The organism is Ferrovibrio sp. (genome assembly GCF_041906005.1).
In the GTDB taxonomy this organism is placed as follows: domain Bacteria; phylum Pseudomonadota; class Alphaproteobacteria; order Ferrovibrionales; family Ferrovibrionaceae; genus Ferrovibrio.
The window spans coordinates 2,480,927-2,501,345 of record NZ_JAYRJY010000001.1 but is presented as its reverse complement, the minus strand read 5'-3'; the positions used below and the strand labels follow the sequence as shown (position 1 = coordinate 2,501,345).

The 20,419-nt window shown below is 64.9% G+C and carries 21 protein-coding genes; 14 read left to right on the top strand and 7 right to left on the bottom strand.

What is annotated here, in order from left to right; genetic code table 11:
* The first annotated feature begins 18 nt into the window (after positions 1-18).
* The 3 genes from ACE3OO_RS12245 to ACE3OO_RS12235 all read left to right on the top strand — a co-directional run bounded on the left by ACE3OO_RS12245 (position 19) and on the right by ACE3OO_RS12235 (position 2,897).
* Complete coding sequence (locus ACE3OO_RS12245; protein WP_374303246.1) at positions 19-792, top strand: sulfite exporter TauE/SafE family protein; 774 nt, start codon at positions 19-21, stop codon at positions 790-792.
* A 4-nt stretch (positions 793-796) separates the two neighbouring features.
* Positions 797-1,120: a YnfA family protein gene (locus ACE3OO_RS12240; protein WP_374303244.1), complete on the top strand. Its 324-nt coding sequence runs from the start codon at positions 797-799 to the stop codon at positions 1,118-1,120.
* A 136-nt stretch (positions 1,121-1,256) separates the two neighbouring features.
* Positions 1,257-2,897, top strand: a complete 1,641-nt coding sequence (locus tag ACE3OO_RS12235) for an acyl-CoA synthetase (protein WP_374303242.1) — start codon at positions 1,257-1,259, stop codon at positions 2,895-2,897.
* Positions 2,898-2,948: 51 nt separating this feature from the next.
* Here the strand turns inward: ACE3OO_RS12235 and ACE3OO_RS12230 are convergent, their stop codons facing one another.
* Positions 2,949-3,113 carry a YdcH family protein gene (locus tag ACE3OO_RS12230; RefSeq protein WP_374303240.1) on the bottom strand — a complete coding sequence of 55 codons (165 nt, stop codon included), beginning with the start codon at positions 3,111-3,113 and terminating at the stop codon, positions 2,949-2,951.
* A 160-nt stretch (positions 3,114-3,273) separates the two neighbouring features.
* Between ACE3OO_RS12230 and ACE3OO_RS12225 the strand changes: the two genes are divergently transcribed.
* The gene (locus tag ACE3OO_RS12225; RefSeq protein ID WP_374303238.1) at positions 3,274-4,017 is read left to right on the top strand and encodes a UbiX family flavin prenyltransferase; all 744 of its coding nucleotides are present in this window, start codon (positions 3,274-3,276) and stop codon (positions 4,015-4,017) included.
* Between the two features lie 16 nt (positions 4,018-4,033).
* Here ACE3OO_RS12225 and ACE3OO_RS12220 read toward each other — a convergent pair whose 3' ends face one another.
* Positions 4,034-4,558 carry a TIGR02444 family protein gene (locus ACE3OO_RS12220; RefSeq protein WP_374303236.1) on the bottom strand — a complete coding sequence of 175 codons (525 nt, stop codon included), beginning with the start codon at positions 4,556-4,558 and terminating at the stop codon, positions 4,034-4,036.
* Positions 4,559-4,638: 80 nt separating this feature from the next.
* On the opposite strand from ACE3OO_RS12220, the gene ACE3OO_RS12215 reads away from it, so the two are divergent.
* Positions 4,639-4,854 (top strand): YdcH family protein, encoded by a 216-nt coding sequence (locus ACE3OO_RS12215; RefSeq protein ID WP_300296409.1) that lies wholly within the window; start codon positions 4,639-4,641, stop codon positions 4,852-4,854.
* 7 nt (positions 4,855-4,861) lie between these two features.
* On the top strand, positions 4,862-5,482 hold the full coding sequence (locus tag ACE3OO_RS12210) for a class I SAM-dependent methyltransferase (protein WP_374303233.1): 621 nt from the start codon (positions 4,862-4,864) through the stop codon (positions 5,480-5,482).
* 6 nt (positions 5,483-5,488) lie between these two features.
* Here the strand turns inward: ACE3OO_RS12210 and ACE3OO_RS12205 are convergent, their stop codons facing one another.
* The 3 genes from ACE3OO_RS12205 to epmA form a co-directional block, all read right to left on the bottom strand.
* The gene (locus tag ACE3OO_RS12205; RefSeq protein WP_374303231.1) at positions 5,489-6,823 is read right to left on the bottom strand and encodes a hypothetical protein; all 1,335 of its coding nucleotides are present in this window, start codon (positions 6,821-6,823) and stop codon (positions 5,489-5,491) included.
* Positions 6,824-6,939: 116 nt separating this feature from the next.
* A complete protein-coding gene (locus ACE3OO_RS12200) occupies positions 6,940-7,614 on the bottom strand; it encodes an extensin family protein (RefSeq protein ID WP_374303229.1) in 675 nt (224 codons plus the stop codon).
* Complete coding sequence (gene epmA / locus ACE3OO_RS12195; protein WP_374303228.1) at positions 7,593-8,657, bottom strand: EF-P lysine aminoacylase EpmA; 1,065 nt, start codon at positions 8,655-8,657, stop codon at positions 7,593-7,595. Before epmA ends, ACE3OO_RS12200 begins: the two co-directional genes overlap by 22 nt.
* A 112-nt stretch (positions 8,658-8,769) precedes the next feature.
* Between epmA and efp the strand changes: the two genes are divergently transcribed.
* Positions 8,770-9,342 carry an elongation factor P gene (gene efp, locus ACE3OO_RS12190; RefSeq protein ID WP_374303226.1) on the top strand — a complete coding sequence of 191 codons (573 nt, stop codon included), beginning with the start codon at positions 8,770-8,772 and terminating at the stop codon, positions 9,340-9,342.
* 79 nt (positions 9,343-9,421) lie between these two features.
* On the opposite strand, the gene ACE3OO_RS12185 is transcribed toward efp, so the two are convergent.
* Positions 9,422-9,859 carry a winged helix-turn-helix transcriptional regulator gene (locus ACE3OO_RS12185; protein ID WP_374303224.1) on the bottom strand — a complete coding sequence of 146 codons (438 nt, stop codon included), beginning with the start codon at positions 9,857-9,859 and terminating at the stop codon, positions 9,422-9,424.
* Between the two features lie 285 nt (positions 9,860-10,144).
* On the opposite strand from ACE3OO_RS12185, the gene ACE3OO_RS12180 reads away from it, so the two are divergent.
* Both ACE3OO_RS12180 and ACE3OO_RS12175 read left to right on the top strand, forming a co-directional pair.
* The gene (locus ACE3OO_RS12180) at positions 10,145-10,606 is read left to right on the top strand and encodes a (2Fe-2S)-binding protein (protein WP_374303222.1); all 462 of its coding nucleotides are present in this window, start codon (positions 10,145-10,147) and stop codon (positions 10,604-10,606) included.
* A 2-nt stretch (positions 10,607-10,608) separates the two neighbouring features.
* Entirely contained in the window at positions 10,609-12,789 is a 2,181-nt protein-coding gene (locus ACE3OO_RS12175) for a molybdopterin cofactor-binding domain-containing protein (RefSeq protein WP_374303220.1), read from the top strand.
* Positions 12,790-12,838: 49 nt separating this feature from the next.
* On the opposite strand, the gene ACE3OO_RS12170 is transcribed toward ACE3OO_RS12175, so the two are convergent.
* A complete protein-coding gene (locus ACE3OO_RS12170) occupies positions 12,839-14,005 on the bottom strand; it encodes an MFS transporter (RefSeq protein WP_374303218.1) in 1,167 nt (388 codons plus the stop codon).
* A 223-nt stretch (positions 14,006-14,228) separates the two neighbouring features.
* Here ACE3OO_RS12170 and ACE3OO_RS12165 point away from each other — a divergent pair, with 223 nt between their 5' ends.
* The 5 genes from ACE3OO_RS12165 to xdhC are packed head-to-tail and all read left to right on the top strand — an operon-like array spanning position 14,229 to position 20,411.
* Positions 14,229-15,023, top strand: coding sequence for an ABC transporter ATP-binding protein (locus ACE3OO_RS12165; RefSeq protein WP_374303216.1), 795 nt, complete (start codon positions 14,229-14,231; stop codon positions 15,021-15,023).
* Positions 15,020-15,793: an ABC transporter permease gene (locus tag ACE3OO_RS12160; RefSeq protein ID WP_374303214.1), complete on the top strand. Its 774-nt coding sequence runs from the start codon at positions 15,020-15,022 to the stop codon at positions 15,791-15,793. The genes ACE3OO_RS12165 and ACE3OO_RS12160 overlap by 4 nt, the downstream gene beginning before the upstream one ends.
* A gap of 33 nt (positions 15,794-15,826) precedes the next feature.
* Positions 15,827-17,293 carry a xanthine dehydrogenase small subunit gene (xdhA, locus tag ACE3OO_RS12155; protein WP_374303212.1) on the top strand — a complete coding sequence of 489 codons (1,467 nt, stop codon included), beginning with the start codon at positions 15,827-15,829 and terminating at the stop codon, positions 17,291-17,293.
* On the top strand, positions 17,290-19,608 hold the full coding sequence (gene xdhB, locus ACE3OO_RS12150; RefSeq protein ID WP_374303210.1) for a xanthine dehydrogenase molybdopterin binding subunit: 2,319 nt from the start codon (positions 17,290-17,292) through the stop codon (positions 19,606-19,608). The genes xdhA and xdhB overlap by 4 nt, the downstream gene beginning before the upstream one ends.
* The gene (gene xdhC / locus ACE3OO_RS12145) at positions 19,605-20,411 is read left to right on the top strand and encodes a xanthine dehydrogenase accessory protein XdhC (protein ID WP_374303208.1); all 807 of its coding nucleotides are present in this window, start codon (positions 19,605-19,607) and stop codon (positions 20,409-20,411) included. Before xdhB ends, xdhC begins: the two co-directional genes overlap by 4 nt.
* Positions 20,412-20,419: the final 8 nt, after the last annotated feature.

Here is a 20,419-nt window from a genome sequence, read left to right as displayed (position 1 = left end):
CTTTGTTCCGGCCGCCCCATGTTGTCTTCCTTGCCGATGATCACCGATCCCTGGTTCTATGCCGCCGCCCTGCCGGCCGTGCTGATCGTGGGCCTGAGCAAGGGCGGATTCGGGCCCGGCTCGGCGCTGATTGCCCTGCCGCTGATCAGTCTGCTGCTGCCGCCGCTGCAGGCGGCGGCCGTGATGCTGCCCGTGCTGTGCGCCATGGATCTCGCAGGATTATGGGGATTTCGTGGCAAATGGGACCGGCGCTGCCTGCCCACCATCCTGGCCGGCGGCCTGCTGGGTGTGGGCATCGGCACGCTGACGGCGCGCTGGGTGGACAACCAGGCGATCCAGCTGATCGTGGGTGCGGTGGCCGTGCTGTTCCCGCTGCAGCGCTGGTTCGGCCGCATCAACGACACGCCGGCGCCGCACAGCCTGCCCAAAGGCCTGTTCTGGAGTGCCTGCTCGGGTTTCACCAGCTTCATCGCCCATGCCGGCAATCCGCCGCTGATGATCTACATGGTGCCGCTGCGGCTGGACAAAACCATCTTCATGGGCACCACGGTCATCTTCTTCGCCGTGATCAACTACGTGAAGCTGCTGCCCTATTGGTGGCTGGGCCAGTTCACGCCCGACAATCTGGGCACCTCGCTGCTGCTGATCCCGATCGCCATCGCCGGGGTCTATCTGGGCATGTGGCTGCATCACAAGCTGAGCGACCGCTTTTTCTACCAGTCGGTCAACGCCATCATCTTCCTGTGCGGCCTGAAGCTGCTGGCCGATGGTTTCGGCCTGCAGCTATGGTGAGGCCATGGCCACTTTCGCCCTCTATGCCGCCGCCGTGGCCGAGATCGCCGGCTGCTTCGCCTTTTGGGCCTGGCTCAAACTAGACCGCTCGCCGCTCTGGCTGCTGCCCGGCCTGTGCAGTCTTGCCGCCTTCGCCTGGCTGCTCACTCGCATCGAGGCCGATTTCGCCGGCCGCGCCTATGCCGCCTATGGCGGTGTCTACATCGCCGCGTCGCTGCTCTGGCTGTGGGCGGTGGAAAAGCAGATGCCGGACCGCTGGGACCTGACCGGCACGGCGGTTTGTCTGGGCGGCGCCGCGATCATCCTGTTCGGGCCGCGCAGCGCCTGACCGGTGCCTGTATCCCATCTGCGTTAAATCCCCGTAATGCAAATGGATATTGGACCCGAGACGTTGCCGGCGGCGTATAATCTGGTCTAGCTTGGCCGCGTCCGCAGGACTGCAGGTTTCGCAGGGGGGGAAGCGCATGACCACGATCTATGACCGCGATCTCGACAAGACTCCGGCCAACTACGAGCCGCTGTCGCCGTTGAGCTTCCTGCGCCGCACCGCCGAGGTGTTTCCCCACCACGCCGCCGTTGTGCATGGCAGCCGGCATTACGATTACGCCACGCTGTTCGTACGCTGCCGCCGGCTGGCTTCGGCGCTGGCGCGGCGCGGCATCCGGCGCGGCGATACGGTGGCAATCATCGCCGCCAACATCCCGGCCCATCTGGAGGCACATTTCGGCGTGCCGGCCACGGGCGCCGTACTGAACCCGATCAACACGCGACTGGACCCCGCCGCCATCGCCTTCATCCTTGAGCATGGCGAGGCGAAGATCCTGTTCGTCGACCGCGAATTCTCGGCCGTCACCGAGCAGGCCCTGAAGCTGTGCAAGACCAAGCCCTATGTGATCGACATCGACGATCCGGCGATCACCACAGGCGAGCGCATCGGTTCGATCGAATACGAGGATTTCATCAAGCTGGGCGATTTCGAATATCCCTGGCAGGGCCCGCTGGACGAATGGGATGCCATCGCGCTGGGCTACACCTCGGGCACGACGGGCAATCCGAAGGGCGTGGTGACGCATCACCGTGGCGCCTACCTGAATTCCATGGGCAATGCCGTGACCTGGAGCCTGCCCAAGCATCCGGTCTATCTGTGGACCCTGCCGATGTTCCATTGCGACGGCTGGTGCTTCCCCTGGACCATCACCATGCTGGCCGGCGTGCATGTCTGCCTGCGCAAGGTGGATCCGGCGCTGATTTTCGACAGCTTCGTGAATCAGGGCGTGACGCATTTCTGTGGCGCGCCCACTGTGCTGAACATGCTGATCAACGCACCCGCTGATGTGAAGGCCAAACTCAAGCCTGACGTGAAATGCATGACCGCCGGCGCCGCGCCGCCGGCCGCCGTGCTGGCGGCGATGGAGGACATGGGCTTCGACGTCACCCATGTTTACGGCCTGACGGAAGTGTATGGCCCCGCCGTGGTCTGCGACTGGCATGAGGAATGGAATAGGCTGCCGCTGCCCGACAAGGCGGCGATGAAGGCGCGCCAGGGCGTACGTTATCACGTGGAAGAAGACGTCACCGTGCTCGACCCGCAGACCATGCAGCGCGTGCCGGAAGACGGCGAGACCATGGGCGAGATCATGTTCCGCGGCAACGTGGTGATGAAGGGTTATCTGAAGAATCCGAAAGCCACGCAGGAGGCCTTCGTCGGCGGCTGGTTCCATTCCGGCGATCTGGGCGTGCTGCATCCCGGCGGCTACATGCAGATCAAGGACCGCTCGAAGGACATCATCATCTCGGGCGGCGAGAATATTTCGACACTGGAAGTCGAGGGCGTGCTGTACATGCATCCCGACATCCTGGAAGCCGCCGTGGTGGCGCGGCCCGATCCGCATTGGGGCGAGACGCCCTGCGCCTTCGTCACGCTGAAGGATGGCGCCAAGACCCCGGCCAACAGCAAGGGCGCGGACGAGATCATCGCCTTCTGCCGCGAGCGGCTGGCAAAGTTCAAGGTGCCGAGGACCGTGGTGTTCAGCGCGCTGCCGAAGACCTCGACCGGCAAAATCCAGAAGTTCGAGCTGCGCGAACAGGCCAAGAAACTGGCCTGAGCGCGCGACCCGCACCCATGACGCCGGCTATGACGTCAGGACTGGCGGTTTTTATTGGGCGTGGCGGGAGATTTCCTCTTTCAGCTTCAGCTTTTCGCGCTTGAGCTGGGTGAGGCGAACCTGATCAGGCAGGGGGCGGTGGATCTCGTCATCGATCGCCGCTTGCAGGCTGTGATGTTTTTCGATGAGAGTGTCGAGATGCGCCGAAGTGTTCATCGCGGGCTCCTCCTTCCGGTTCGGAGCGCGTCAGTCGAGCGGACGATGCCGTCGCTTGGGCGGCGCGTCCATCTCGATACGCGCACAACAGGAGTTAAGCATCGCATTCCCTGATTGTCAGCCCCCTTTGCAAAATTTCCTCAACTCGTGAGATCAGCGCATGGCGCGCCGCACAAAAACCAAAGCCACACAGAAGAAAAACCCACCGATGGTGGCAACCGCCAAGCCCGGACCCAAACCGGGCCTGACCACGGCGCGGCGGAAATCCGCGGCATTGCTCGCCAAAGCGGTGCCGGCACCGGCCAAGCCGGTGGTCCGTGCACCCGCGCAACGACGCCTCGTGGTCGGCATCACCGGCGCTTCGGGCGTGATCTACGGCATCCGTCTTCTGGAATCGCTCAAAGGCAGCGGTATCGAGTCGCATCTGGTGATGACGCGCGCCGCCGAGATGACGATCGCCTATGAAACATCGTATGCGCCGCAGCAGGTGAAGGCCCTGGCGGACAAGACATACCCGATTACCGATATCGGCGCGGCGATTGCGTCGGGCTCGTTCCACACCCTGGGCATGGCCGTGATGCCCTGCTCGATGAAAACGCTGGCCGAGATCGCCACCGGCGTCACCGGCAACCTGCTGTCGCGCGCCGCCGACGTCACCCTGAAGGAACGCCGTCGCCTGGTGCTGGTGCCGCGCGAAACGCCGTTGCACCTGGGTCATATCCGCAACATGGCGAGCGTGACCGAGATGGGCGCCATCGTGGCGCCGCCGATGCCGGGCTTTTATGCCCAGCCGCAGACGCTGGACGACCTGATCAACCACACCGTCGGCCGCGTGCTGGATCTTTTCGGCATCGACAGCGGGCTGGTGAAACGCTGGAACGGCAAGCCGCGCAAGGACGTTTAGACAAGAACAGGGACGTTTAAGTAAAAGCCGCGTCCAGCAGCGCCGCGCCCGGCGGCAGGATATCCGGCCTGCCCGGGGCCAGATGCTCCAGATAGGCCGCCAGATGTTCGGCGGCGGCCAGCATCTCGACCTCGCGCGGCACCGGCGGTTTCTGCCGCAAGGCCGGACTGATCCGACTGGCGCCCGCCAGCCAGACCTGGGCCACCTGCTCCAGCTTCAGTTCCAGCGCCTTGGCCTCGGCATACAGCGCCGCGGCTGCCGGCTCGTCGGCCTGCAGGACTTTCAGCGCCCGGCGCGCCGCGCGCAGGGGCAGCAGCGCCGCAGTCACCGGGGCGGCCGCGGCCAGCACGCGATCGATCTCGCCCGGCGCCCAGCCGGCATAGCCCTGACGCGCCCGCCAGAACCCCAGCAACAAAAGGTTCACGTCGGCGCCAAAGCCGTCCTGCAGGGCCAGGCAGGCTTCTGCCACCCCCGGGCGGTCATACAGCGTGAGGGAAAATGCCCAGAAGCCGGGCTTTGCATCTGTGTCGGCGGCGCTCATCCGTGCTATGGTAACGGGCTTTCCGGTCCCGGCGAAAGCCCGGCGATCGCAAGTCCGAGTGGCGCAACCTGAGTGGCGGCATGAATTTTCCGGGGCCGATCAATACCGAGGAATTGCAGCGCAAGCTGGCCGACCTGCGCGCCGAGCATCGTGACCTGGACGACGCCATCGCCGCTCTGGCCGAGCAGCCGCATCTGAACCTGATCCAGATCCAGCGCATGAAAAAACGCAAGCTGGCGCTGAAAGACCAGATCACCAAGATCGAGAATCTGCTGATTCCCGACATCATCGCCTGATCCCCGCATGAGCAACCCAGCCAGCACGGCCGGCTATGCCGAGGCCGCTGATACTCTCGTCAGAACCTATGAAAGCATCCGTTTCGAGGATGTGCATGACGGCATCCTGCACCTGATCCCCGAGCCGCACAGAGACGGCAGGCCCGGTTCCGCGCTGGATATCGGCGCCGGCACCGGCCGCGATGCCGCCGCCCTGGCGCGGCGCGGCTTTGCCGTCACCGCTGCCGAGCCCACGGCCGAATTGCGCGATCACGGGCAACGGCTGCATGCCGGCCTGGATATCCGCTGGCTGGATGATGCCCTGCCCGATCTGCCGCGCCTGACGGCGACTGGCGAAACCTTCAACCTCGTGATGCTGACGGCGGTGTGGATGCATCTGGACGCTGCCGAACGCACCCGCGCCATGGCCGCCGTGGCACCTTTGGTGGCGAAAGGCGGAAGACTGGCGCTGTCGCTGCGCCACGGTCCGGTGCCGGAGGGCCGCCGCATGTTCGACGTGCCGGCCGACGAGGTGGTCGCGACCGCAGCCCACTACGGCCTTGCCCTGCTGCATCGGAGCCATCGCAGCGACATGTTCGACCGCGGCGATGTGCATTGGGATCTGTTGGTGCTGGAACGGCCGGCCTGAGGCCGGCTATTCGATGAATTCCTTCGCATCGGGGATGCGGTTGAAGGCGATCTTGGCGCCCATGAAATCGGCGCGATGGCCCGGCAGGGCGCCGATATGCACGGTGTCCTTGCCGAACTTGCCGTTCAGCCTGTCCATCACTGCAGAAAGCTTCGCGCGCGCCGCAGCCTGTTCCGGGCTGCGCTCGTGCCCCGAACCGCCCGAGAAAAGATCGAGCGTGACCTGCTGTTCCGGCACCAGGCCATGCAGTGCGATGCCGACCTTGCGGAACCGGCCACGGCGCGGGCCGGTTTCCTTCAGCATCGCCTGCCACAATCGCTCGGCCGCATCGAGCAGGATGAAATTGTCCTGCGTCTGGGTGATACGGAAATCTGCGGCCCAGCGCTCGCCATTCTCGAACCGCGCCTTCAGGTAAAAACCCGAGGCGAGATAGCCCATGCGCCGCAGGCGGCTGCCCGCCTTGGTGCAAAGACGGCGCACGACCAGGAAAGCGGATTCGGCATCGCGGAATTGCGGCGGCAGCACATGCTCGTGGCTAACGCTGCGATGTTCCGACGACTGGTGATAATCGCCATAACCGCGCAGCCGCGCGCAGAAGGCCGGGCCTTCCTTGCTGCCCCAGATGGCGCGCGCGCCGCGCGGATCGAGCGCCCAGAGCTGTTCGATGCTGTGAATGCCGGCTTCGTTCAGCCGGCGCTCCATGTTCGGGCCGATGCCGGGCAAATCGCGCAGGGGCAGCGGCAGGATGCGCTCGGGCAGTTCGTGGCGGTGGATCACCGTCAGGCCGTCGGGCTTCTGCATGTCGCTGGCCAGCTTGGCGAGGAACTGGTTGGGCGCGATGCCGATGGAACAGCGGATGCATTCGCCCAGGTTCTGCCGCAGGCCGGCCTTGATGCGATTGGCCAGCGCGCGCGCCTCGGGCTCCAGTTTCTGCGGCCCCATCAACTCGCAGGAGGCCTCGTCGATCGACCACGACTTGTAGACCGGGATATGGCGGTCGACCTCTTCGAGGATGCGGTGATGGTATTTCACATAGACATCGTGACGGGCATCGACCAGGGCGATGCCGGGGCAGAGGCGCTTCGCCTCCCAGACCGGCGTGCCGGTCTTGATGCCGAAGGCTTTCGCTTCATAAGACGCCGCGATCGCCGAGGTGGTCTCGCTCATCACCGGCACGACGATCACCGGCCGGCCGCGCAGGCGCGGATTCTCCTGCTGCTCGACCGAGGCGAAATAGCTGTTGAGGTCGAGATAGAGCCAGTTGAGCGTGGAGGCTTCCCACGCCGCGCGCTGGGCCGCATGCCGGACGGCTGTGGATTCGGGGGTGGCGAGCGTGGTCATGACGCGGATTTTAGCGGATCACCAATGGAAACGAAATGGGAACATTATCCGCTACGGCGCTACAAGCCGCAGCGTTTCCCCGGTGCCGAATGGCGCCTGCCTTCCTGCTGCGGCGGCTAGGCGCCGCAGCGTTTCCACTGGCCGATATCCCAGTGGAAATGCTTGCCGTGGGCCGCATCGGAATTCGGCCCCAGCACCACCGAGAAATAGCGGCAGGCAGCGCGGTTCATTTCGCGCAGATACTGCCCTTCCCGGCCGCGCGCCCGGAACTGCTCGGCCACCGAGATGCGGCCGCCATCGCCGAGCGTAAAGCCCCAGATGTCGATGGCGCGGCCATGGCCATGCTCGCTGATGCGGCTGCCGTTGCCGGTCATGGCCTTGCAGGTGAAGCCGCCGGCATGGTTGAGCTGGGCCAGCGACTGGCCGAACAGCTTCTGCGCCTCGGGCAGCAACACCTCGCGCTCGAACTGCACCAGACGCAAAGCCATCGGGCAGGTCAGCTCGACCGGGCGGTTGAGATTGAGATTGCTGCGGAGCAACTTCACGCCATTCTGCAACGTGCAGCCATCCTTGCCCGGTTCGGCCTGGGCGATCAGCTCGAACTGCGCGCCGGTGGCCTGCAGGTCGTTAAGGCAGGCCGACTGGATGGCATCGCGGTTGGGCCACATCATCAATGCTCCGCCATGGGCAGGCGGGGGCGCCTGCGGCACCGGCTGCTGCTGGCGCGGCGCGCAGGCGGCAGCCAGCAGCACAAGGCCGAGCGCGGCGACTATTCCGAGACGGGCAGCCACAGCACCTCCTCGATCCGGCTGGCACCGGCCAGCAGCATCACCAGCCGGTCCACGCCCAGCGCGATGCCGGCGCAGTCGGGCAGGCCATGGCGCAATGCGGCGATGAAATCGGCGTCGATGGGATAATCGTAGCCGTAAAGGCGTTTCTTCAGTGCCATATCGGCCTCGAAACGGCGCAGTTGTTCGGCCGCATCGGTGAGCTCGGAAAAGGCATTCGCCAGTTCCATGCCGCAGGCATACAGCTCGAAACGCTCGGCCAGCCTCGCATTATCCGGCCTGGGCCGGCTGAGCGCGGCCATATGGATCGGATAATCGTAAAGAACCGTGGGAGCGCCGAGACCGAGTTTCGGTTCAATGCGATCCAGTGCGACACGGAAATAAAGATCATCCCAGCTGTCGCCGTCATCCACGCGGATGCCGATGCCGGCGCAGGCGGCGCGCATCACCGCCAGATCGGGATAAAGCGGATCGGTGCCGATGCAGGCATCGAGATCGAGGCCGGCATGCATCTCGAACGCCTGCTGCACCGTGAGATACTGCCAGGGCGTGGCGATGTCGGCCTGCTGTCCCTGCCAGCGCAGGGTCGTCCTGCCGCAAGCGGCGGCGATGGCGCGCAGCAGAGTTTCGCAATCGGCCATGATGGCGCGGTAATCCACGCCCGCCCGGTACCATTCCAGCATCAGGAAGGCCGGGTGATGGGTGGCTGCCCGTTCGCCGTTGCGGAAGACCGGGGCGAGCTGGAACAGGCGTTCCTCGCCGGCCACCAGCAGCTTCTTCATGGCGAATTCGGGCGAGGTGTGCAGGTAAAGCGGCCGGGTGGAACCATCAGGGTGTTCCAGGCGGGTTTCAAAAGCCTTGAGATGCGGTTCCAGCCCGGGCGAGACCTGCAGGGCCGGGGTTTCCACCTCGACGAAGCCCTGACGGCTGAAACTGGCCCGAATCGCCTGCAGCACCCCCTGACGCAGCAGCAGGTTGGGCCGCCGCCGGGCGTAGAGTTCGGGGTGCCACCAGGGGGTGGCACCGGAAGGGCCGGAAAACTGCATTTTCGCCGCGACTCGGGTTGAGCGGGGGGTTCTGACCTGATAGTTTCCGCGCGGTTTTTTAGCAAGCGGGTCCGCAGCGGGCCCGCTCATTCGTTTCCGGAGATATCCTTTTATGGCCAAGGTGAACGCCAACCAGCTCCGCAAGGGCAACGTGGTCGAGATCAACGGCAAGCTGCTTGCCGTGATCACCGCGCAGAACATCCAGCCCGGCAAGGGTACACCGGTGACCCAGCTCGACCTGCGCGACCTGTCGACCGGCATCAAGACCACCGAACGCTACCGCACCACCGAGTCGGTCGAGCGCGTGTTCATCGACACCCGCGAGTTCAGCTACCTGTATGCCGAAGGCGACATGTACACCTTCATGGACTCGGAGAATTACGAACAGATCTCCGTGCCGGCCGACGTGGTGGGCGAACAGGCCGTGTGGCTGCAGGAAGGCATGAAGGTGGAAATCGCGCTGTATGAAGGCAAGCCGGTGTCGGTGAGCCTGCCGCAGACCGTGATCATGGAGATCACCGAGACCGAGCCGACCGTGAAGGGCCAGACCGCGTCGTCGTCCTACAAGCCGGCCATCGTGGAAAACGGCCAGCGTGTGATGGTGCCGCCGCATGTTTCCGCCGGCGTGCGCATCGTGATCAACATCGCCGAAGGCGGCGTCTACCTGGAACGCGCCAAGGACTGATCGACAGCTTCAGGTCAGAGACAAAAAAACCCGCCGGAACACTCCGGCGGGTTTTTTGTTGGCCATGGAATGCGGCGGTTCAGGATTTGGCGTCGAAAGCCTTGCGTGCCGCCGTCACCGCGGCGCCATGGCGGATCGCCCACTCCCATACGCCACATAAAGCCTCGGTCAGTTCCACGCCCAGGGGCGTCAGCGCGTAATCCACGCGCGGCGGCACTTCTGCATACACCTGTCGCACGACCACGCCGTCGCGCTCGAGTTGGCGCAGGGTCTGGGTCAGCATTTTCTGGCTGATGCCCTCCAGCCTTTCACGCAGCCGCGAGAAACGCATGGCACCGCGTTCATAGAGTTCGTCCATGGCGCGCAGGCTCCATTTGTCGCCGAAGCGCACCATCAGCTCGCGCACCAGTTCCTCGGCTTCCGGCGGAATGATGCAGGCGCCTTCGCTACAGGCCGCCGGCGCATCGGGACGCAGGGCTGGCGGTATGGTTTCCGGCAGGTGCCTATCGGTCGTCAAAAGTGCCTTATTGCTCATGGTCTGCGGGGCCCGATATAGGTTTGCTGATGCGGACAGGATACGCGTTCCATAACGCGGATGCGACCAGCGATATTTTGTCCGCCGTCACAGGATCGGCCAAATCACGAGGTCTTGCCTTCAGCCCGATAGGCTATAGTTCGTTTCACCAGCAGGGGGGCCGCATGTTCGGCCCATATTCACAGCATTGAAAATTCGCCGCCGGCACAATCCGTTGAAAGGCCGGCTTATGCATCGCTTTCCACACCGCCCCAGTGGAGGATCACCATGGCTATTTCATTTACCCTGAACGGACGCCCGGTCACGCTGGATGTCGATCCCGACATGCCGCTGCTCTGGGCCGTGCGCGACGAGATCGGCCTGACTGGCAGCAAGTTCGGTTGCGGCATGGCGCAATGCGGCGCCTGCACCATGCATGTGGAGGGCCAGCCGGTACGAGCCTGCTCCACCCCGCTGTCGGCCATCGCCGGCCAGAAGGTCACCACCATCGAGGGCCTGGCGGGCAAGGTCGCCAAGGCCGTGCAGGATGCCTGGGTGAAACATGAGGTCGCGCAATGCGGCTATTGCCAGTCGGGTCAGGTGATGTCGGCCGTCGCCCTGCTGACTGAGAACCAAAAGCCGAGCGATGCCGATATCGACGCCGCCATGCAGGGCAACATCTGCCGCTGCGCCACTTATGTGCGCATCCGTGCCGCCATCCACGATGCCGCCAAGACTGTGAGGGCCTGATCATGACCGACCAGACAAAGATCGCTCTTCCCGCAACTTCGCGTCGCCGTTTCCTGCAGGGGGCTGGCGCCACCTCGCTGGGCCTCGTCGTCGGTTTCCACTGGGCGCCACGCAATGCGATGGCGCAGGCCGCCGCCGCGCCCACGATGATGAACGCTTTCATCCGCATTGCGCCCGACAATACCGTCACCGTGCTGTCCAAGCATCTGGAGATGGGCCAGGGCGTCTATACCGGACTTGCGACCATCGTGGCCGAGGAACTGGATGCCGACTGGGCGCAGATCCGCGCCGAGGGCGCACCGGCCGATGCGAAACTCTACAACAACCTGGCGTTCGGCCCGGTGCAGGGCACCGGCGGCAGCACGGCGATCGCCAATTCCTGGGACCAGCTGCGCAAGGCCGGCGCCACGGCGCGCGCCCTGCTGGTGGCAGCCGCGGCCGAGCAATGGAAAGTGCCGGCCGCCGAGATCACGGTGAACAAGGGCGTGGTGAGCCACAAGTCCGGCAAGAAGGCCAGCTTCGGCCAGTTGGCGGCCAATGCCGCGACCATGACGCCCCCGGCCGAGGTGCAACTGAAAGACCCGGCCAAGTTCCAGTATATCGGCAAGTCGGTGGCCCGGTTGGACAGCCGCGCCAAAAGCACCGGCACGGCGCAGTTCACCATCGACGTGAAACTGCCCGGCATGCTGACCGCGCTGCTGCAGCGCGCGCCTTTGTTCGGCGCCACGGTGAAAAGCTTTGACGCGACGAAGGCAAAAGCCGTTCCCGGCGTGGTGGATGTGGTGCAGATCTCCAACGGCGTGGCCGTGCTGGCGAAAAACTTCTGGGCCGCGAAGCTTGGCCGCGAAGCGTTGGCGATCGAATGGGATGAGACCAACGCCGAGAAACGCGGCACCGAGCAGATCCTGGCCGAGTATAAGGAACTGGCGAAAAAGCCCGGCCTGCCGGCGCGCAAGGAGGGCAATATCGAGGAAGCCTTTGCCAAGGCCGCCAAGGTGATCGAGGCGACCTACGACTTCCCGTATCTGGCCCATGCGCCGATGGAGCCGCTGGACTGCGTGGTGACATATGACGCGAACGGCGCCGAGATCTGGGCCGGCGACCAGTTCCAGACCATCGACCAGATGAACGCGGCCCGCGTGCTGGGGCTGAAACCCGAGCAGGTGAAGATCAACACCCTGTTCGCCGGCGGCAGTTTCGGCCGCCGTGCCAACACGGTGTCGGACTACATCGTGGAAGGCGCCGAGATCGCCAAGGCGATCGAGGGTCGCGCGCCGGTCAAACTGATCTGGACGCGCGAGGACGATATCCAGGGCGGCCGCTATCGCCCGATGTATCACCACGCGCTGAAGGCCGGCATCGATGCGCAGGGCAACATCGTCGCCTGGCAGCACCGCATCGTCGGCCAGTCGATCATCGCCGGCACACCGTTCGAGCCGGTGATGGTGAAGGATGGCATCGACCATACCTCGGTGGAGGGCGCCGCCAACCTGCCCTATGCCATCCCCAACATGAGCGTGGAACTGCACACCACCAAAACCGGCGTGCCCGTGCTGTGGTGGCGTTCGGTGGGCAGCACGCATACCGCCTTTGCCACCGAGGTCTTCCTCGACGAGATCGCCGCCGAGACGAAGCAGGACCCTGTGGCCCTGCGCCGCAAGCTGCTGACCCGGCATCCGCGCCATCTTGGCGTGCTGAACCTGGCGGCCGAGAAGGCCGGCTGGGGCAAGCCGCTGGCGAAAGGTCGCCTGCGCGGCGTGGCGGTGCATGAATCCTTCAACTCCTTCGTGGCGGAGGTCGCCGAAGTGGTGCTGCAGCCCGATGGTGGCTGGAAGGTAGACCGCGTGGTGGCGGCAGTGGATTGCGGCACGCCGATCAACCCCAACATCATCCGCGCCCAGGTGGAAAGCGGCATCGGCTTCGGCTTGTCGGCCACGATCAAGCCGGGCCTCAGCATGAAGGACGGCCGCATCGAGCAGTCGAATTTCCATGATTACGAGGTGCTGCGCATCCACGAGATGCCGAAGGTCGAGGTGCATATCGTGCCCTCGAAGGAGAAGCCGACCGGCATCGGCGAGCCCGGCACGCCGCCGGTGGCGCCAGCGGTGGCCAACGCGCTGATGGCCGGCACGAAACAGGTGTTCCGCGCCCTGCCCCTGCCCGAGGCGGTGAAGTCGGCGTAAGGCATTAGTGTTGAAATCAGGCCGGCGGCAGCGATGCCGCCGGCTTTTTTTATGCGGTGAAACGCAGATCGTGCCGCCGCCGCCACAGCAGCAGCACGCAAAGGCCGCCAGCGAGCGACAGCGGCAGCATGGCCAGGTACGTTAACCCGCCGGCCAGCGGAAACAGCGGACCGATCGCCATCGTCGCGCTGGCCAGCACGGTGGCGTTGGCACCGGTATACAGCGTCTGCGCGGTGGCCGAGGCATCGGGATCGACGCCTTCGGCCAGCAACCGCATGGCGCCCAGATGGGCGCAGCCGAAAGTGGCCGCATGCAGCAGGTTCAGCAGCACCAGCCACTCGAAGCTGCCGACCGGCCCGGTCAGGCTCCAGCGGACCAGGCCGCCAAGGGCCGCCAGCGCCATCAGGCCGACACCCCCGGTGCGCAGCACCACGCGCTGGCCGACGGCAAAGAGGATCACTTCCGCCAGCACGCCTTCGGCCCAGAGGAAACCGATCTGCGCGTCGCTCAGGCCGGCCTCGCGCCACTGCAGCGTGCCGAAGGTATAGAGCATGGCATGGCTGGCCTGCAGGCAGGCATTGGCACCCATGAAAGCCAGGAACAGCCGATTGCGCAGCAGCCGCAACGCCGGCGTACCCCCCAGCTTCGGCCGGTCCAGCGGCAGGCGCAGGTCGGGCAGCAGGTGGCTGGCCAGCGCCAGCACCAGCAGGCCGGCCATCAGCAGGGCGAATATCCAGTCGTCGTCACGCCCCTTCAGCCACCAGCCGGCCAGATAGGCGGCGACCAGGAAGCTGAGACTGCCCCACAGGCGCAGGCGGCCGTATTGCAGGCCGTAGCGGGAGGCCGCCAGCAGGGCGACATTTTCGCTGAACGGCGTGATCGGCGACCAGATCGCGGCATGCAGGATGCCGAGCAGGAAGATCGGCCAGAAGCCATGGGTCCACCAGAAGGCCGCGAATACGGCGAAACTGGCCCAGCTCAAAATCATGATGGCCTGGCGCCGGGCGCCGCTGCGGTCGACCAGATGGGCCGCCGTGGGGCCGGCCACGAGTCGGATCAGGATCGCGCTGGACAGCACGGCGGAAATCTCCGGCGCACTCAGCCCACGCGATTGCAGCCAGACCGACCAGAAGGGCAGATGCACGCCGGGAACGAGAAAAAGAGCGGCAAAATAGAGGCTGACTCGCCAGGCGATGGTGCGACGCTCGTCGCTCATGGAAAACTCCGGATGCCCAGGAAACAGGCAGGGGAAAATTGTTTACAATTTAAAGGCAACAGTGTTTACAATCTCTCTATATGCGGCGCGCAAGCGGCGCCGGGGGAATCATCCAATATTGTCCGGCCGGGCCGGGCTCGGCAGGGGGACTGGATCGCATGGTGGCGATGGTAACGGGATGCGGCCGCAAGTTTAAGCGGCGCAGCGGGGAGACGAGCGTCTGATGCAGGGCCCCGCATTCGTCAAGATCGACGGCGTCAGCCTGACCTACCGGCAGGCCGAAGAGGAAACCCTGGCAGTCCAGGACCTCAACATCGACATCCAGGAAGGCGAGTTCGTCGCTGTGGTCGGGCCTTCGGGCTGCGGCAAATCCACCTTGATGAAGCTGGTGACCGGCCTGCTCGACACCACGGCTGGCAGCATCACCATCGGCGGCAAGCCGGTGAACGGCCCGGTGCAGGGCGTGGGCATGGCATTCCAGAATTCCACCCTGCTGCCCTGGCGCAGCACGCTGGACAACGTGATGCTGCCGCTGGAGATCGTGGAGCCGCACAAGCGCCGCCTGCGCAAGGAAAAGAAAGCCTATGTCGAGCAGGCCATGGCCCTGCTCAAGACCGTGGGCCTGGCGGATTTCGCCGACAAGTTCCCCTGGCAGCTTTCCGGCGGCATGCAGCAGCGCGCCAATGTCTGTCGCTCGATCATCCACCAGCCGCGCCTGTTGATGCTGGACGAGCCTTTCGGTGCGCTGGATGCCTTCACCCGCGAAGAGCTGTGGGGTGTGATGCAGGCCCTGTGGATGGAAAAACGCTTCACGGCGATCCTGATCACCCATGACCTGCGCGAAGCGGTTTATCTGGCCGACCGCGTCTTCGTGATGAGCAAGCGGCCGGGCAAGGTGATCATGAGCAAAGAGGTGGATATTCCGCGGCCGCGCACGCTGGAGACCACTTTCGAGCCGCATTTCGGCGAGATCGTGCATGAGCTGCGCGAACACATCCACGAAGTGAGGGTGTCATGATGAACGAGAAAGCCCTCATCCGCGCGATGCCCTGGCTGGTCACGATCGGCCTGTTCGTGATCTGGGAAGCACTGTGCGTGATCACCGGCGTTGAGCCCTTCATCCTGCCCCGCCCCACCGTGGTCTTCGCCTCCATGGTGCAGTTCGGGCCGCAGATCCTGCATCATTCGCTGCAAACCCTGTTCACCACCACTGCCGGCTTTGCCTTGGGCGTGGTGGGTGGCGCGCTGCTGGGCATTTTCATCGGCGCCTCGCGGCTGGTCTATGTGGGCCTGTATCCGGTGCTGGTTGGCTTCAACTCGATCCCGAAGGTAGCTCTGGTGCCGGTGCTGGTGATCTGGTTCGGCATCGGCACCATCCCGGCGATCATCACCGCCTTCGTCATCTCGTTTTTCCCCATCGTGGTGAACGTGGCGACCGGCCTGGCGACCATCGAGCCGGAACTGCGTGACGTGCTGCGCTCTCTGGGCGCCACAAAAACGGAAATCCTGACCAAGATTGGACTTCCGCGCGCCATGCCCTATCTTTTCGCCTCGCTGAAGATCGCCATCACGCTGGCCTTCGTCGGCTCGGTGATCGCCGAGACGGTGGCGTCGAACGAGGGCATCGGATACCTGATGCTGTCGGCCTCTTCGAGCTATAATGTGCCGCTGGTCTTCGCCGGGCTGATCGTCGTCGCCGTGATGGGCGTGCTGATGTATGCCGTGGCGGTGTGGTTTGAGCGGCGCATGACCGGCTGGGCGTTCCGCGGCAGCGACCTGATGAGCTGACCGCTCGCCCGGCGCCAGTCCTGGGGAGGCAGCATGTCCGAACCGACCCGGTTCGTCTCGCGCGGCCAGGTGATGGTGGTGGGGCCGGATGCGCCCCACACCATGACGGTGCTGGAGTATCTGCGGCTCAGGCTGCGCCGCACCGGTTCCAAGGAAGGCTGTGCCGAGGGCGATTGCGGCGCCTGTACCGTGGTGATCGGCGAACTCGACCGCGATGGACGGCTGCGCTACCGCGCGGTGAATGCCTGTATCCTGTTCGTGCATCAGCTGGACGGCAAGGCGCTGTTCACGGTGGACGATCTTGCGGAACCCGATGGCGGCCTGCATCCCGTGCAGCAGGCCATGGTGGACGCCCATGCCTCGCAATGCGGTTTCTGCACGCCGGGCTTCGTGATGTCGCTGCTCGCCTATTTCCTCGGTCACGACAAAGCCGACGATGAAAGCCTGAAAGATGCCCTGGCCGGCAACCTGTGCCGCTGCACCGGCTATCGTCCCATCCTGGAAGCAGGCCACCGCATGTTCGACAGCGGCCGCGATGACCGCTTCGCCCGTGAAGAAGCGGCTCTGGCAATTCAACTGAAAGCCCTGGCCGATGGCCGCCATCGCATGCTGTGGCATTCCACGCCCGAGGGCAATTTCATCGCCCCGCGCAGCAGCGCCGAACTGGCGGAGACGCTCAGCACCCTGCCCGCCGGCGAAAGCTGGCTGCTGGCCGGCGGCACCGATGTGGGTCTGTGGGTAACCAAACAGGGCCGCGTGCCACGCAGCATCGTCTATCTGGGGGGCATCCCGGATATGAAATGGATCGAGGAGCGCGCGGACGAGACCGAGATCGGCGCCACCGTCACCTATACGGATGCCTTTGATGCCATCGCGCGGCTGCACCCAGCCTTTGCGCGCATGGTGCGGCGGCTGGGCTCCACGCAAATCCGCAATTCCGGCACGCTGGGCGGCAATATCGCCAATGGCAGCCCGATTGGCGACAGCATGCCGGCCCTGATCGCACTGGGTGCCACGCTGAAACTGCAAAGCAAGGCCGGCATGCGCACGATGCCGCTGGAGGATTTTTTCCTCAGTTATCGCAAAACGGCTTTAAAACCCGGCGAATTCGTCGCCAGCGTGACGGTGAAAAAGCCCGGCCCGCAAAGCCGAGTGGGCATCTACAAACTCTCGAAACGGTTCGATCAGGATATTTCCGCCGTGCTGGCCGCCTTCCATGTGATGCTGGATGGCAATGTGGTGAAAGAGGCGCGCCTGGCCTATGGCGGCATGGCCGGAATCCCCGCCCGCGCGCGGCAGGCCGAGGCAGCACTGGTCGGCAAGGCTTTTACACCGGAGGCAATCGAACCCGCCGCGGCAGCCATGGCGGCCGATTTCACGCCGATGAGCGACATGCGCGCCTCGGCCGCCTACCGCCTGCTGGCGGCGCAGAACCTGCTGCGCAAATTCTGCGTCGAGGTGAATACCGGAAAACCTATCGGCGTGGAGGCGGCGGAATGACGTCGACCGTCCACAAGCCAATCAGGCACGACAGCGCGACCAGACATGTGGCCGGCACGGCACGCTATATCGACGATCTGCCCGAACCAGAGGGCCTGCTGCACGCCGCGCTGGCTCTGGGCGACCGGGCGCACGCAAAAATCCTGACCATTGATCTTTCCGCCGCGCTGGCATTGCCCGGCGTGATCACGGCGATCACCGTACACGACGTGCCCGGCGACCCCGATATCGCGCCAGTCTTTCCCGGCGAGCCGGTGATGGCGAAAGGTGTTGTGGAATTCCATGGCCAGCCCGTGGCCGCCATCGCCGCCACCGATCTGACGACCGCGCGCCGTGCGGCGCGGCTGGTGCGCGTGACCTATGAGGATCTGCCGACGATCCTGGGCATCGAAGAAGCGCTGGAGCAACAAAGCCTGCTGATGCCGCCTCTGGGCCTGCAACGCGGCGATGCTACCACAGCCATCGCCAAGGCACCGCATAAACTCTCGGGCGAATTGCACTTGGGCGGGCAGGATCATTTCTATCTGGAAGGCCAGGTCAGCATCGCCGAACCACGTGAAGACGGCGACATCATGCTGCGCTGCTCGACCCAGCATCCCTCCGAAGTGCAGAAGCTGGTCGCTCGCGTGCTAGGCCGGCCGCTGCATGCCGTGACGGTGGAATGCCGGCGCATGGGTGGCGGCTTCGGCGGCAAGGAGACCCAGGCGGCACAGTTCGCCTGCGTCGCCGCATTGCTGACACACAGGACCGGCCGGCCGGTGAAGCTGCGGCTCGATCGCGACGAGGACATGATCGCCACCGGCAAGCGGCATGATTTCCTGGCCCGCTACAGCGTGGGTTTCGACGACCAGGGCCGCATCCTGGGTTACGACCTGATGCTTGCGGCACGCGGCGGCTGGGCGGCGGACCTGACCGGCGCCATTGTCGACCGCGCGGTGTTCCATGCCGATTCCAGTTACTACCTGCCGGATGTGACCATCACCGGCTATGGCTGCAAGACCAATACGGTATCGAACACCGCCTTCCGCGGCTTTGGCGGACCACAGGGCATGGCGGCGACGGAATACGTGGTCGACGAGATCGCGCGGCACCTGAGCCGTGATCCGCTGGAGGTGCGGCTGGCCAACCTGTATGGCCGCGACGACCGCAACGTCACGCCATATTTCCAGACCATCCGCGACAATATCCTGCCCGAACTGTTCGATGAAATCCTGGCCAGCAGCGACTACAAAAACCGCCGGCAGGAGATCGATGCCTTCAACGCGCAGAACCCGCATCTCAAGAAGGGCCTGGCGATCACGCCGGTGAAATTCGGCATTTCCTTCACCACGACGTTCCTCAACCAGGCCGGCGCGCTGGTGCTGATCTACGAAGACGGTTCGGTCCAGATCAACCACGGCGGCACCGAGATGGGCCAGGGCCTGTATGTGAAGGTGGCCCAGGTGGTGGCCGAGACGCTGGGCGTGTCGCTGGACAAGATCCGCATCACGGCAACCCGCACCGACAAGGTGCCAAACACCTCGGCCACGGCCGCCTCGTCAGGCGCCGATCTGAACGGCAAGGCGGCAGAAAACGCCGCGCTGGAGCTGCGCGGCCGGCTGGCGCAGGTGGCAGCACCTTTGCTGGGCGTGCCGGCGGAGCAGATCGTTTTCGGGAACGACATGGTGAGCGGCGGCGGCAAATCGCTGGCCTTCGCCGAGGTGGCGCACAAGGCCTGGCTGGCGCGCGTGTCGCTGGCGGCATCGGGCTTCTATGCCACGCCCGACATCCATTTCGACCGCGCCAGCGGCCGCGGGAATCCCTTCTATTATTTCGCCTACGGCGTGGCGGCGACCGAAGCCGTCGTGGATTGCTTCACCGGCGAATACCGTTTCACCCGCGCCGACCTGCTGCATGATTGCGGCAACTCGCTCAATCCCGCCATCGACCTGGGCCAGGTGGAAGGCGGCTATGTGCAGGGCCTGGGCTGGCTGACCATGGAAGAACTGTGGTGGGACGATGCAGGCCGCCTGCGCACCCATGCCCCCAGCACCTACAAGATTCCGACGGCGCGTGACCTGCCGGCCGATTTCCGCGTCAGGCTGGTGCATGGCCGCGCCAATCCCGCCCAGACGGTCTATCGCTCGAAAGCCGTGGGCGAGCCGCCCTTCATGCTGGCGATCTCGGGCTGGCTGGCGCTGAAGGATGCGGTGGTAGCCGCAGCCGGGACGCAACGGGTACGACTAGATGCGCCAGCCACGCCGGAACGCGTGCTGCTGGCGATTGAAGCCGCGAAACGGCCGATGAAAGCCCCAATGGCAATGGCGGCGAAATGACCTCGCATTGGCTGAATGCCCTGACCGACCTGGAAGCGCGCGGCGTTCCCGCCGTGCTGGTCACCGTGGCGGCCACCGAAGGCTCGGCGCCGCGCGAGGCCGGCACCAAGATGGTGGTGACGCCCGATGATGCCATCGGCACCATCGGCGGCGGCACACTGGAATTCCGCGCCATCGACATCGCGCGTCAGATGCTGGCCGGCAAGCAGGGGCCGAGCTTACGCAAATTCCCGCTTGGCCCCTCGATGGGGCAATGCTGCGGCGGCACCGTGACCCTGCTGTTCGAACCGCAGCGGCCAGACCTGTTCACCATCGCGCTGTTCGGCGCCGGCCATGTGGGCAAGGCCATGGTGCAGGTACTCTCGGCCCTGCCCTGCAAAATCCGCTGGTTCGATCCGCGACCCGATGCTTTCCCCGATCATGTGCCGCCCGGCGTGGAGATCGAGATCACCAACGCACCGGAACGCGACGTGGCGGGCCTGCCCGACAATGCCTGGCTGCTGATCATGAGCCACAGCCACGCACTGGACCTGGGGATCGCGGCCAAGGCGCTGCAGGAAAACCGTTTCAGCTTCGTCGGCCTGATCGGTTCGGAAACCAAACGGGCGCGTTTCGTGAAGCGCTTCCGTGAGCTGGGCCTGGACGACGCGCAACTCGCCCGCCTGACCTGCCCGATCGGCATCGATGGCATTTCCGGCAAGCATCCGGGCGAGATCGCCATCGCCACGGCGGCGCAGCTGCTGGAACTGCGCGAGGCGCAGAAGCAGACCTTGCGCGTGGTGGACGAAAGCGCGGCCGAATAGACAGCCTC